Source organism: Mesorhizobium sp. C432A (assembly GCF_030323145.1).
Lineage (GTDB): Bacteria > Pseudomonadota > Alphaproteobacteria > Rhizobiales > Rhizobiaceae > Mesorhizobium.
Window position 1 is genome coordinate 1,537,636 of the sequence record NZ_CP100470.1, and the last position, 13,140, is coordinate 1,550,775.

Annotated in this window: 12 protein-coding genes; 11 read left to right on the forward strand and 1 reads right to left on the reverse strand. The window is 63.8% G+C overall.

Features of this window, described 5'->3' with window-relative positions; translation table 11 throughout:
• Positions 1-192 precede the first annotated feature (192 nt).
• From NLY33_RS07335 to NLY33_RS07355, 5 genes are all read left to right on the forward strand, one after another.
• Positions 193-1,854 (forward strand): IucA/IucC family protein, encoded by a 1,662-nt coding sequence (locus NLY33_RS07335; protein ID WP_286439542.1) that lies wholly within the window; start codon positions 193-195, stop codon positions 1,852-1,854.
• Positions 1,851-2,915 (forward strand): GNAT family N-acetyltransferase, encoded by a 1,065-nt coding sequence (locus tag NLY33_RS07340; RefSeq protein ID WP_023704943.1) that lies wholly within the window; start codon positions 1,851-1,853, stop codon positions 2,913-2,915. The genes NLY33_RS07335 and NLY33_RS07340 overlap by 4 nt, the downstream gene beginning before the upstream one ends.
• Positions 2,912-4,732, forward strand: coding sequence for an IucA/IucC family protein (locus NLY33_RS07345; protein WP_050587679.1), 1,821 nt, complete (start codon positions 2,912-2,914; stop codon positions 4,730-4,732). Before NLY33_RS07340 ends, NLY33_RS07345 begins: the two co-directional genes overlap by 4 nt.
• On the forward strand, positions 4,729-6,063 hold the full coding sequence (locus tag NLY33_RS07350) for a lysine N(6)-hydroxylase/L-ornithine N(5)-oxygenase family protein (protein ID WP_023668667.1): 1,335 nt from the start codon (positions 4,729-4,731) through the stop codon (positions 6,061-6,063). The genes NLY33_RS07345 and NLY33_RS07350 overlap by 4 nt, the downstream gene beginning before the upstream one ends.
• Positions 6,064-6,173: 110 nt before the next feature.
• A complete protein-coding gene (locus NLY33_RS07355; RefSeq protein ID WP_023684097.1) occupies positions 6,174-6,869 on the forward strand; it encodes an aspartate/glutamate racemase family protein in 696 nt (231 codons plus the stop codon).
• 16 nt (positions 6,870-6,885) lie between these two features.
• On the opposite strand, the gene NLY33_RS07360 is transcribed toward NLY33_RS07355, so the two are convergent.
• Positions 6,886-7,074 carry a hypothetical protein gene (locus tag NLY33_RS07360; protein WP_023698227.1) on the reverse strand — a complete coding sequence of 63 codons (189 nt, stop codon included), beginning with the start codon at positions 7,072-7,074 and terminating at the stop codon, positions 6,886-6,888.
• Positions 7,075-7,212: 138 nt separating this feature from the next.
• Here NLY33_RS07360 and NLY33_RS07365 point away from each other — a divergent pair, with 138 nt between their 5' ends.
• The 6 genes from NLY33_RS07365 to NLY33_RS07390 all read left to right on the forward strand — a co-directional run bounded on the left by NLY33_RS07365 (position 7,213) and on the right by NLY33_RS07390 (position 13,021).
• Positions 7,213-7,608 carry an AGROH133_08824 family phage infection protein gene (locus NLY33_RS07365; protein WP_023684099.1) on the forward strand — a complete coding sequence of 132 codons (396 nt, stop codon included), beginning with the start codon at positions 7,213-7,215 and terminating at the stop codon, positions 7,606-7,608.
• A gap of 246 nt (positions 7,609-7,854) precedes the next feature.
• On the forward strand, positions 7,855-8,415 hold the full coding sequence (locus NLY33_RS07370; protein ID WP_023704941.1) for a F0F1 ATP synthase subunit delta: 561 nt from the start codon (positions 7,855-7,857) through the stop codon (positions 8,413-8,415).
• A complete protein-coding gene (gene atpA, locus NLY33_RS07375; protein WP_023684101.1) occupies positions 8,415-9,944 on the forward strand; it encodes a F0F1 ATP synthase subunit alpha in 1,530 nt (509 codons plus the stop codon). Before NLY33_RS07370 ends, atpA begins: the two co-directional genes overlap by 1 nt.
• Before the next feature lie 34 nt (positions 9,945-9,978).
• Complete coding sequence (locus NLY33_RS07380; RefSeq protein ID WP_023668672.1) at positions 9,979-10,863, forward strand: F0F1 ATP synthase subunit gamma; 885 nt, start codon at positions 9,979-9,981, stop codon at positions 10,861-10,863.
• Positions 10,864-10,933: 70 nt separating this feature from the next.
• A complete protein-coding gene (atpD, locus tag NLY33_RS07385; RefSeq protein ID WP_023704940.1) occupies positions 10,934-12,505 on the forward strand; it encodes a F0F1 ATP synthase subunit beta in 1,572 nt (523 codons plus the stop codon).
• Between the two features lie 108 nt (positions 12,506-12,613).
• Positions 12,614-13,021, forward strand: coding sequence for a F0F1 ATP synthase subunit epsilon (locus tag NLY33_RS07390; RefSeq protein WP_023668674.1), 408 nt, complete (start codon positions 12,614-12,616; stop codon positions 13,019-13,021).
• The last annotated feature ends 119 nt before the right edge of the window (positions 13,022-13,140 follow it).

Sequence of the window (13,140 nt, forward strand, 5' to 3'; positions counted from 1 at the left end):
AAATGTTTAAAGACGACAACGTATAAATGCAATGCATGCAGTTATTGGGATTTATGGGGGATGCACATGGAGCAAGTAAAACCAGAATCTTTCTCTGCATTAAGCCCGTTACTCAATGCGTTGCTGCGGGAATGGGATAGCTGGGAATTCGTCGACGCCAGGCAAACCGGGCTGTTTCGGCCGCAGGCAGCCGTGCTGCGTCTGAATTTCCCTGCCTCGCGCGCGGCGGTGCTCGTCGAGGCGCGGCATCGCTCGAAGGTTGGTTACCACGATTTAGCGATGCCGCTCTGGCGCCTCGATATTAGTAACGAGGGGGCCGATGGCGAAGCGACCGAGATCGACCTTTTCAGCCTTTTGGCGCTGATCCTGGCGGATCCCGACATTGCCGGCCGGGCGACAGCGAAAAGCCGACTGACCTTCCTGCGCCGCAGCCTGGCCAGCATCGCCGCAATCGCTGACGCGACTGCGGCGCGTGGATCGTCGCGGCCCTTCTCCGAAGGCGATCCTGATTTCATCGATGCCGAAAGCGCCCTGCGCTTCGGCCATGCCGTGCATCCGGCGCCGATGAGTCGCGAAGAGTTCACGCACACGGATTCCGCGCGCTTCGGGCATGAATACTGCAATGCGTTCAAACTGCGCTGGTGGGCCGTCGACCCGACCATCCTCACTGGGGGCAGCGTCGAGCCGCTAGATGTCACCGAGATGGTCCGCGGGCTTGCCGCCAGCGATCCGCAGCTGCTTGCTCGGGCTGGCAAGCAACAGGGCAAGGTTCTCGTTCCGATGCATCCGTGGCAGGCCGTACGGCTCATGCTGGAAGACCGCGTCGAGCGCCTGTTTTGCGCCGGCCGTATCGTCGATGTTGGGCTCGGCGGACCAGCGTGGCGGGCCACGACCTCGCTGCGCACGGTTCATTCAGCTGAAGCCGAGTGGATGCTGAAATTTTCGCTCAGCCTGCGCCTGACCAATTCCAGGCGCATCGTCGAGGAGCATGAGTGCCGGCGCGGCCTTTCGGTGCACCGGCTGGTCAAGGGCAAGCTCGGCTATGCCTTGCAGCGGCGCTGTCCGACCATGACGGTGCTGGGTGAGCCCGCCTGGTTCGGCCTGCGTGGCGAAGACGGCCGGCTGATGACGGATACCATCGTCTCGTTTCGCGAAAATCCGTTTCGCCGCACGGGCAATCCGCCGGCTGCCGTCCTCGGCGCGCTTTGCGAGCGCCATCCCGGCCGTACCGAAAGCCATCTGTCCGACCTGGTCCACCGTATCGCCCGCGACGAGAAGCGACCTGTCGAGGAAACGGCGCGTTTGTGGTTCGAGCGTTTCCTTCATGCCGCCATCGAGCCGTTTATCGTTGCCTTCTCGGAATTCGGCCTGCTGTTCGGCGCCCATCAGCAGAACCTCGTCGTCGGTCTTTCCGGAGGCTGGCCGAATGCGCTCTATTTTCGCGACTGCCAGGGCACCGGTTATGTCGAGGAATTCCTGCCCAGGCTGCGCAAATTCGTGCCCGAGGCCGGTCAGGCGGGCGATCATGTCTTCCCAGCGGAAGCGGCCGCGAAGCTGTTCGGCTACTATCTGGTCGTCAATGGCGCTTTCGCCGCCGTCGCAGCCCTTGCCGCCGCTGGCCTCACCAACGAAGACGATCTGCTGGCGATATTCCGCCGCTCGCTCGAGCGGCTGGCCGCCACGCCCATGGCTGACCGGTCCTGCGTCGACTATTTGCTTAACGCGCCGACGCTCGCCGCCAAGGGCAATTTCCTGATCGCGCTGCGCGACATCAATGAGAACACCGAAGTGACCGACCCGCTGGCAGGTTACGTCGAGCTTCCGAACCCCCTGCATGTGAGAGAATACGCATGAACATCGAGGCTGCGAAAAACTGGTCACCCGCCACCGTCGCCGGCAACGAAGGATGGCAGCATCTGGCCTCGGCCGCGGAGCCGCTCGCCATCCGTGCCGGCGATGGCCATGTCAGCCTGGTCAACGCTGAGGGAACAGCGGTGGGACAGGCCCGCATCTCCGACGCGGATGGCCGCCTGCTCATCGACGATGTCGCGTTTATTGGCGGCCGCCTCGACCAACCGCAAATCCTGGCAGGTCTCGTTGACGCCGCGCTGCGCCTGCATCCTACCTTCGACCGCGCCTTCCTGCCGGCGGCCAAGACGCTGTGGCCGGTTTCGGCGCTGGCCACCGAGACGGTTCTGGGTGAACCGGAATGCGCCGTCATCCATCGCTCGGTCCTGCGCCAGCTGCCGCTGCTGTGGCGCAGCCAGGCCTCGCATGTCACCTATCCGGCATTGACGACCGCTATCGGCCCGCAAGACCGGCTGCCGCCATTGCGCCAACCGCGCCCCTGCGGCCCGATGTACGAACGCTGGATTCCGGAGATCGGTCTCACCGTGTCGCTGCGCCCGATCGACCGCCGGACCGATCTCGACCTCTTCCATCGCTGGATGAACGATGGCCGTGTCGCCTTCTTCTGGGAACTTGCCCAGAGCCATGAAGAGCTCGACAAATATCTCGCCGAGCAGGAAAGCGATCCGCACATCTTCGGCGTCATCGCCAGCTTCGATGGGGAGCGGACCGGCTATTTCGAGTTCTACTGGGCCAAGGAGGACCGGCTCGGGCCTTATTACGAGCCGCTCGACTGGGATCGCGGCTGGCATGGGCTGATCGGCAATACGCGCCATCTCGGCCGGCCGAAGACGCTGGCTCTGTTCCGTTCCGTCACCCACTATTTGTTCCTCGACGAGCCGCGCACGCAGCGCATCGTCGGCGAGCCACGCGCCGCGCACCAGAAGATGCTGAGCTATTGCGCCGACGCCGCCTACGACAAGGTCAAGGAGTTCGACTTCCCGCACAAGCGCGCGGCGCTGGTCTGCTGCGAACGCGAGCGCTTCTTCCGCGAGGTGCCGCTGTGACGGTGCAGCAACCGATCGCCAAAGCGGAGGAGGCGACACGCTGGGCTGCGATCAACCGCGACGCCGTCGCCAAGGCCATTTCCGAACTGACCTTCGAGGAGTGCCTGTCGCCCCGCGAGCTTTCGCCCGGCCGATGGAAACTGACGCTCGGTCCCGGCGTGACCTATCGCTTTGTCGCGACGCGGCGCCTGTGGGGCCAGATCGCCGTCCGTCCGGAGACGCTGACCCGCGATGCCGGCATCGAGCTGCCGGTCGACGATGCGGTCGCTTTCTTCGCCGACGCGCGCGAGACGCTCGGCATGTCGCCGGCAACATTCTGCACCTATGCGAAGGAGCTTTACAATACGCTGATGGCCGACATGCGGATCGCCAAAGCCCGCGGCAATCGACCAGCCGCCGATCTAGCCGCGCTGCCGGATACCGAGTTGCAGGCATTGCTCGACGGCCATCCGAAGGCGCCCGCCAACAAGGGACGGCTTGGCTGGGGACGGGACGACTTCGAGCGCTACGCGCCAGAATCGGCTGCCGCATTCCAGCTCTTCTGGCTTGCCGCCGCCAGCGATCGCTGCCTGCTGGCGCTTGACTGCGGGCTCGACGAAGAGGCGCTGCTGCAGGCCGCACTCGGCGACTACGAACGCGCAAGGCTCGAAGCGGCCTTCACTGCCGCCGGGGCCTCGCGACCGACGCACAGGTTGCTGCCGGTCCACCCCTGGCAGTGGCAGGCGATGATCGCCTCGCAATATGGTAGCGAGATCGCCGCCGGCCGGCTGGTGCCGCTTGGCCAGTTCGGCGACGCGTTCCTGCCCCTGCAGTCGCTGCGCACGCTTGCCAATGTGGCACGGCCCGAGGCGCTGCACGTCAAGCTGCCGCTGACCGTCCTCAACACCTCAGCGTGGCGCGGCGTGCCGGGCAAATACATGGCGATCGGCGCCGATCTGTCGCGCTGGCTGGCCACGGTGGCGGCCGCGGACCCGGTGCTCAAGGACGTCAAGGTGCTGAAGGAAGTAGCCGGCGCCTTCTATCCGCATCCGCACTATACCGGCGTTGAAGGCGCGCCCTATCAGTTTTGCGAGATGCTGGGCGCCATATGGCGCGAAAGCCCCGAAAAGGATCTGACAGCGGGCCAGCGGCCGATGATGATGGGCGCCCTGCCGCAGCGCGACGCGCATGGCAGGCCGATCGCCAGCGCCCTGATGGAGCAGTCCGGCCTTGGTCCGGAGGCATGGCTCGATCGCCTGTTCTCCACGGCCTTCGTGCCGCTCTACCACTTCATGTGCCGTTACGGCGTCGGCTTCATCGCCCATGGCCAGAACGTCACCATCATCCTCGACGGAGCGACGCCTCTCGGCGTGGCGGTCAAGGATTTCCAGGGCGACCTCGATCTCGTCGACCAGCCGTTTCCCGAACTGGCCGGCCTCGACCCCAAAATCCTGTCGACGCTGAAGCGCCGGCCGCCGGCACATCTTCTCCAGCATCTGCAAACGGGACACATCGTCAGCGTTCTGCGCTTCCTATCCGAGGCGCTGGCCGCCTATGACCGCTTCGACGAGAGGACTTTCTACGCCATCCTGGCCGCCGCCATCCGGCGCTACCAGGCGCAGAACCCGGATCTGTCGGAACGGTTCGCGCTCTTCGATCTGTTTGCTCCGAAGATCCCACGCATCGCCATCAACAAGGTGCGCTTCGCCATCGGCTACGGCGACAGCGGCGAACGCCCTCTGCCCGACCTTGGCACACCGCTCGACAATCCGCTTAACCCCGAGTCAGCCCGGCGATCTCCCATCAGCCCAGCCAGCTCCATAAGGAGTTCGCCATGACCCATACGCTTGACCTCGCAGGCATCGGCATCGGGCCGTTCAATCTCAGCCTCGCCGCCCATCTCGATGCGGTGGACGGCGTCGAAGCGCGCTTCTTCGATCGGGCGACGCGGCTCGAATGGCATCCGGGCATGATGCTGCCGGGCGTCGAACTGCAGACATCCTTCCTCAAGGATCTCGTCACCGCGACGCATCCGACCAGCCCATGGTCGTTCATGTCCTATCTGGTCGCGCAGAAGCGGTTCTATGAATTCCTCAACGCGGATTTCTCAGCCATCCCGCGGCCGGAATTCGCCCGCTATCTCGGATGGGTCGGCGAGAACTTGTCTTCGCTGCGCTTCGCCAGCGCCGTCGACCGGATCGACTTCGACGGAACGAATTTCAGGCTGCGTATCGGCCGCGAGCAGGTGAACGCGCGCAATCTCGCCATTGCCGTCGGGCTGGTGCCTAACATCCCCGCCTGGGCGCGGGCGGCGGCCTCCGATCAATGCTTCCACAACGCCCAGGCCGCCAACCGCCTCGATCGCCTGAGCGGACAGCGTGTCGCCGTGATCGGCGGTGGCCAGAGCGGCGCCGAAGTGCTTCTGCATCTGATCTCCTCCGACGGCTTCGCCGGCCGCGAAATCGAGTGGATCTCGATGCGGCCGAATTTCCTGCCACTGGACGACTCGCCTTTCACCGACGAACTCTTCACGCCGGGCTATGTCGAAAACTTCCATCGGCTGCCGCAAGGGCGGCGCGAGACGATCCTGGAACAGCAGCTGCTTGCCGGTGACGGCGCATCGACGAGCACGCTGAAGGCGATCTATCGCCAGCTTTACACGCTGCGGCACCTCTCGGAGGAAACGACGGCGGTCAACATGACGCCGCACCGCGAAGTGCTGAACGTGACGCGGGAAGGCAGCGAATACCGGCTGATCATGCGCAACGGCTTCGACGGCGCCATCGAGACGCGCACCGTGGATGCGGTGGTTCTGGCCACCGGCTATGCCTTTGCCATTCCTGATTGCATGGCACCGCTCATGAACAGGATCGCGCTGGACGAGCGCGGTCATTACAGGCTCAACGCCAGCTTCGAGGTCGAATGGGACGGGCCCGACGACCGCCGGATCTACGCGCTCAATGCCGGCCGGCTCAGCCATGGCATAGCCGAGCCGCAGCTCAGCCTGATGGCTTGGCGCAGCGCCAAGATCGTCAATTCGCTGCTCGGGCGGGCACAGTTCGATCTCGATCTGCCCGATCCGCCGGTTGCCTGGAGTTCAAGGCACACGATACAAAGCCTGCATCATCTCGGCGCCAATGCGAGGATGACCGAATCGGGCGCCCGGTGATGTTTGTGGAGGCGGGCCGAAGAGCGTGGTACGGCGCGCGTTAAGGTTGACATCGACCCGTAAAGCTTTTCTGTGAGAGAGATCGTTCGGTCCTGCTGGAGGCTCAGCGCATGAAAACCCTTGGCCTCATCGGCGGCATGAGCTGGGAATCGACGGCGATCTATTATCGCCTGCTCAACGAGATCGTGCGCGAGCGGCTGAGCGGGCTGCATTCGGCAAAGCTGTTGCTCTATTCCTTCGACTTCGCCGAAATCGCCGACCGGCAGCATCATGGCGACTGGGACAGTGCGGGCGTGCTGCTGGCGGATGCCGCGCGCAAGCTGGAGGCGGGCGGCGCAGAGGGGCTTTTGATCTGCACCAACACCATGCACAAGCTCGCCGACCGGGTGCAGGCGGCGGTGTCGATCCCGCTTATCCACATTGCCGACGCCACGGCCGTCGCGGTCAAGGGCGCCGGCGTCAAGCGGCCGGCGCTGCTGGCGACCCGCTTCACCATGGAGCAGGATTTCTACAAGGGCCGGCTGACGGAGAAATACGGGCTGCAGCCCGTGGTGCCGGACCAGGCCGGGCGCGACATGGTGCACCAGGTAATCTACGACGAGCTTTGCCGGGGCATCGTCAACGCGGCATCGAAGGCGGCCTATATCGACGAGGTCGCCCGTCTGCGGCGCGATGAGAAGATCGATGGCGTCATCATGGGCTGCACCGAGATCACCATGTTGATTGGCGAGCGCGATTTCGACATTCCGGTGTTCGACACCACGCGCATCCATGCTGAGGCGGCGGTCGCATTCATGCTGCCCTGAAGGGTCAAAACAAGGATCAGGGCTGGGCAGCCACGGCGACATTGCCGCTGCCGGCCACTTTCAGCTTCCATCGATCTGCTTCCGTGCCGGCCAGATTGAGGTGCCCGGTCAGGAAATAAAGGCGACCGGTGTCGGGGCCTTTGGCTGTGCAAAACCGGTCCTGCAGATAGGAGGGAGGCGTCGCCTGATAATACAGGTTGGCCACGATGCTGGCCGGACGCGTGCGCGGCCTAAACAGCCTTCCGCTCCTTCACGAATTGCGCGCCGAAACTGCCGCGCGCTTGACTTCTTTTTGCAGCGACATTCAATGCATCCGGCATTGCTGTGAGGGGATGAAAGCAAGATGGAATTTGCGTTTCCGTGGCCGACCAGCCAGGGCGAATGGCTGGCTTGGTCCAGCGCCGTCGTCACCTTGGCGCTCGGTCTGCTGTTTTTCCTCGCGCCAGGGCTGGCATTTCGGATTCTGCGGCTGCAGGTCCGGCCCGAAAGGGCAGCGGCAATCGCGGAAGGGCGCGGCCGGATGTCGGGCTTCTATCTCGGCGTCAGCCTGTGCTGCATTCTGTTGGCGCAGCCGTGGCTCTATATGGCACTCGGCTTTTCCTGGCTGTTCACCGCTTTTGGCCGTTTGCTGTCGATGATGTCGGACGGCGCCAACACGCCTTTCAACTGGGCGTCGATCGTCGTCGAACTCGTCCTGGCCGCGTTGCCGCTTGCCTTCGTCTTCGGCTTTCTGCCCTGAATCGGCAGCCAATCCAAAGGCTTCGGTTGAACTCTGCGGCCGGATGCGACAATAGTGCCCGAAAAGCATGCGGGACGACGCATTGCGGTCTTAAAATGCCTGTGCTAGACGGCAATCGACTTTCGGCCGGGGATAGCGGAAGCCGCGCCTCCGTGCTTGGAAAAACTTAGTAAGGTCAAAGATTTAGCCAGAGTTTTTGCTCGCGCCAACAATCTGCGGCCCCTCAGACAAGAGAAAAGACGGTCCGTGGCTCAATCGTCATCGCCAATCTCGGGTGTCGCAGAACGCTACGCGGGTTCGCTGTTCGAACTTGCGCTGCAATCGAATTCGGTGGCCAAGGTCGAGGCCGACCTCGACAGTTTCGCCAGGATGCTGGATGACAGCGCCGACCTGACGCGCCTCATCAACAGCCCGGTGTTCTCCAGCGAGGACCAGGCCAAGGCAATCGCGTCGATCGCCGACAAGGCCGGCATCACCGGCCTGACCGGCAATTTCCTGCGCGTCGTCGCCCGCAACCGCCGGCTCTTCGCGGTGCCCGGCATGATCAAGGCTTTTCGCAAGATCGCCGCCGAACAGCGCGGTGAGACATCAGCCGAGGTCACTTCGGCGCATGAACTGACGGCTGCCCAGCAGACCGAACTCAAGGCCGCGCTGAAAGGCGTCGCCGGCAAGGACGTGGCCATCACTGTTACCGTCGATCCGTCGCTGCTCGGCGGGCTGGTGGTCAAGATGGGCTCGCGCCAGATCGATACGTCGCTCAAAACCAAACTCAATTCGCTCAAGCTTGCACTGAAAGAGGTCGGCTGATGGACATCCGCGCCGCGGAAATTTCCGCAATTCTCAAAGACCAGATCAAGAATTTCGGCAAGGAGGCCGAGGTCTCCGAAGTCGGCCAGGTGCTGTCCGTCGGTGACGGTATCGCTCGCGTCTACGGCCTCGACAATGTCCAGGCCGGCGAAATGGTCGAATTCCCCGGCGGCATCCGCGGCATGGCGCTCAACCTCGAAGCCGACAATGTCGGCGTCGTCATCTTCGGCGCCGACCGCGACATCAAGGAAGGCGACATCGTCAAACGCACCGGCGCCATCGTCGATACGCCTGTCGGCATGGGCCTGCTCGGCCGCGTCGTCGACGCGCTCGGGAATCCGATCGACGGCAAGGGCCCGATCAAGGCGACCGAACGCAAGCGCGTCGACGTCAAGGCGCCAGGCATCATCCCGCGCAAGTCGGTCAACGAGCCGATGTCGACCGGCCTCAAGGCCATCGATGCGCTGATCCCCGTTGGCCGCGGCCAGCGCGAGCTGGTCATCGGCGATCGCCAGACCGGCAAGACCGCGATCATCCTCGACACGATGCTCAACCAGAAGGCCGTGCACGACAACGGGCCGGAAAAGGAAAAGCTCTACTGCGTCTACGTCGCCATCGGGCAGAAGCGCTCGACGGTCGCGCAGTTCGTGAAGGTTCTCGAAGAGCGCGGCGCCCTTGAATATTCGATCATCGTCGCCGCCACAGCTTCCGATCCGGCGCCGATGCAGTTCCTGGCGCCGTTCACCGGCGCCACCATGGGCGAATATTTCCGCGACAACGGCATGCATGCGCTGATCAGCTATGACGATCTGTCGAAGCAGGCCGTCGCCTATCGCCAGATGTCGCTCTTGCTGCGCCGCCCGCCGGGTCGCGAAGCCTATCCGGGCGACGTGTTCTACCTGCATTCGCGCCTGCTCGAGCGCGCCGCCAAGCTCAACGACGATCTGGGCGGCGGTTCGCTGACCGCGCTGCCGATCATCGAGACGCAGGCCAACGACGTGTCGGCCTACATCCCGACCAACGTGATCTCGATCACCGACGGCCAGATCTTCCTCGAAACCAACCTGTTCTTCCAGGGCATCCGTCCGGCGGTCAACGTCGGCCTGTCGGTGTCGCGCGTCGGTTCGTCGGCGCAAATCAAGGCGATGAAGCAGGTCGCCGGCTCGATCAAGGGCGAGCTCGCGCAGTACCGCGAAATGGCTGCGTTCGCGCAGTTCGGCTCCGATCTCGACGCCGCCACGCAGCGCCTGCTCAACCGCGGCTCGCGCCTGACCGAACTGTTGAAGCAGCCGCAGTTCTCGCCGCTCAAGGTCGAGGAGCAGGTCACGGTGATCTTCGCCGGCGTCAACGGCTATCTCGACAAGCTGGCGCTGAACCAGGTCGGCAAGTTCGAGCACGGCCTGCTCAGCCATATGCGCTCGGCCGGCAAGGACGTGCTGGACGGCATCCGCAAGGAAAAGGCGCTGTCGGACGATCTGCGCGCCAAGCTGAAGGCCGAGATCGACGCCTTCGCCAAGACCTTCGCTTGAGAAGAAGCCGGACGCTCGGGATCAGGTTTGAAGCATGCCTTCATTAAAAGACCTTCGTAACCGTATCGCCTCGGTCAAGGCGACGCAGAAGATCACCAAGGCGATGCAGATGGTCGCCGCGGCGAAGCTGCGTCGCGCGCAGGAAGCAGCGGAGGCGGCGCGTCCCTATTCCGAGCGGATGGGTGCGGTGCTGGCCAATATCACGCAGGCGATCGGCGGCGGCGGCGATGCCCCGGCGCTGATGACCGGCACCGGCAAGGACGATGTGCATCTGCTCGTCGTCTGCACGGCCGAGCGCGGCCTGTGCGGCGGCTTCAACTCGCAGATCGCACGTCTGGCCCGCGACCATATCCGCCGGCTTCTGGCCGACGGCAAGCAGGTCAAGATCATCTGCGTCGGCAAGAAGGGTTTCGACATTCTGCGCCGAGACTATGCCTCGCTGATTATCGACCGCGTCGACCTACGCGATGTCAAGAAGCTCGGCTTCGTCAATGCCGATGCGATCGCCCGTAAGATCATCCATCTGTTCGGCGAAGGCGGCTTCGATATCTGCACGCTGTTTTATTCGCAGTTCAAGTCGGTGATCAGCCAGATTCCGACCGCGCAGCAGATCATTCCTGCCGGCGTGGCTTCGGCTCCCGCCGAAGCGACCGCCGGTGGCAATGCCGTCTACGAATACGAGCCGGAGCCGGGCGAGATCCTCACCGACCTCATTCCGCGCAACATCTCGGTCCAGGTCTTCCGCGCGCTGCTCGAAAACGCAGCCGGCGAGATGGGCGCCAAAATGAGCGCCATGGACAATGCAACGCGCAATGCCGGCGACATGATCAACAAACTGTCGATCACCTATAACCGCCAGCGGCAGGCGCAGATCACCAAGGAACTGATCGAAATCATTTCGGGCGCCGAAGCGCTCTAGGCGCGACCGCCAGGAGGTCATCGACCTTCTGATGGAGCGTGAGAAACAAAGGACGAGAAGGGTAAAGACGATGGCGAAAGCAGCGACCCCCGCGAAGACGGCCCCCAAAGCGGCCGCAAAGGCTCCGGCAGCAGCGGCGAAGGCCGCTCCGGCCAAGAAGGCGGCCGCGCCCGCCAAGGCCGCGGCCCCGGCAGCGAAGACGACGAGCGTTGCCGTCAAGAGGACCGGCGCCATCGGCAAGGTTCGCCAGGTCATCGGCGCCGTCGTCGACGTGCAGTTCGGCGATCATCTGCCGGCCATTTTGAACGCCATCGAAACCTCCAATGTCGGCAACCGCCTGGTGCTCGAAGTTGCCCAGCATCTGGGCGAAAACACCGTGCGCTGCATCGCCATGGATTCCACCGAAGGCCTGGTTCGCGGCCAGGACGTCTATGACACCGGCGCGCCGATCACCGTTCCGGTCGGCCCGGGCATGCTCGGCCGCATCATCAACGTCATCGGCGAGCCGGTCGACGAAGAAGGCCCGGTCGACGGCATCGAGATGCGCGCCATCCACCAGCCGGCGCCTACCTATGTCGAACAGTCGACGGAAGCGCAGATCCTGATCACCGGCATCAAGGTGCTCGACCTTCTGGCGCCCTACGCCCGCGGAGGCAAGATCGGCCTGTTCGGCGGCGCCGGCGTCGGCAAGACGGTTCTGATCCAGGAGCTGATCAACAACGTCGCCAAGGCGCATGGCGGCTTCTCAGTGTTCGCCGGCGTCGGCGAGCGCACCCGCGAGGGCAACGATCTTTATCACGAGTTCATCGAGTCCGGCGTCAACAAGAAGGGCGGCGGCGAAGGCTCCAAGGCGGCACTGGTCTATGGCCAGATGAACGAGCCGCCGGGCGCGCGTGCCCGCGTCGGCCTGACCGGCCTGACGGTCGCCGAATATTTCCGCGACCAGGGCCAGGACGTGCTGTTCTTCGTCGACAACATCTTCCGCTTCACGCAGGCCGGTTCTGAAGTGTCGGCGCTGCTCGGCCGTATTCCTTCGGCCGTGGGTTACCAGCCAACGCTGGCCACCGACATGGGTGCGCTGCAGGAACGCATCACCACAACGACCAAGGGTTCGATCACTTCGGTGCAGGCGATCTACGTGCCGGCCGACGATTTGACCGACCCGGCGCCTGCGACCTCGTTCGCCCACCTGGACGCGACGACCGTGCTCAACCGCGCGATCTCGGAAAAGGGCATCTACCCCGCCGTCGATCCGCTCGACTCGACCTCGCGCATGCTCGATCCGCTGGTCGTCGGCGAGGAGCACTATGCCGTCGCCCGCCAGGTGCAGTCGATCCTCCAGCGCTATAAGTCGCTGCAGGACATTATCGCCATCCTTGGCATGGATGAGCTGTCGGAAGAGGACAAGCAGACGGTGGCCCGCGCCCGCAAGATCGAGCGCTTCCTGTCGCAGCCGTTCTTCGTCGCCGAAGTGTTTACGGGTGCGCCGGGCAAGCTGGTCGACCTCGCCGACACAATCAAGGGCTTCAAGGGCCTCTGCAACGGCGACTACGATCACCTGCCGGAAGCCGCCTTCTACATGGTCGGCGGCATCGACGAAGCGGTCGAGAAGGCTCAGCGCCTGGCGGCTGAAGCAGCGTAATCAAGGCAATAGGGAGTAGTCAGTAGTCAGTAGTGAATAGCGGCGGGTGATCAGGACAGCTGTCCTCTCCCTACTCCCTACTCACTATTCCCTACTCACTAAATTGACATGGCTGAAGCTTTCAAGTTCGAACTGGTCTCGCCGGAGCGCCTCCTGGTTTCCGAGCAGGTCGAGTCCGTCGTCATTCCAGGCGCCGAAGGTGAAATGACAGTCATGGCGCACCATGCGCCAGTCATGACCACGATCAAGCCGGGCGTCGTCACGCTGAAGACCGCCGGCGGCAAGGAAGAGCGCTATGTGGTGTTCGGCGGCTTTGCCGACATCGTCCCTGCCGGCTGCACGCTGCTCGCCGAATCGGCGGTCGCCGTCGGCGATATCGACCGCGCCGATCTCGCCCGCCGCATCCAGGAAGCCAAGGAAGACGCCGCCGACGCCAAGGACGACCAGAGCCGCAGCAAGGCGGAGCAGTTCCTTAGCCAGCTTACCACGCTCGAAGGCGCGCTGCTGCCGGCGTAAGCCGCAGAATGACTTGAAGAAAAGGCCGGGCTCAGCCCGGCTTTTTTGTTGCGGCCGCCATCCTGGATCGTCTCGCATAGGCGCAGGGCCTTGGCGGGATTTCAGGGCGGGCAGCCAGC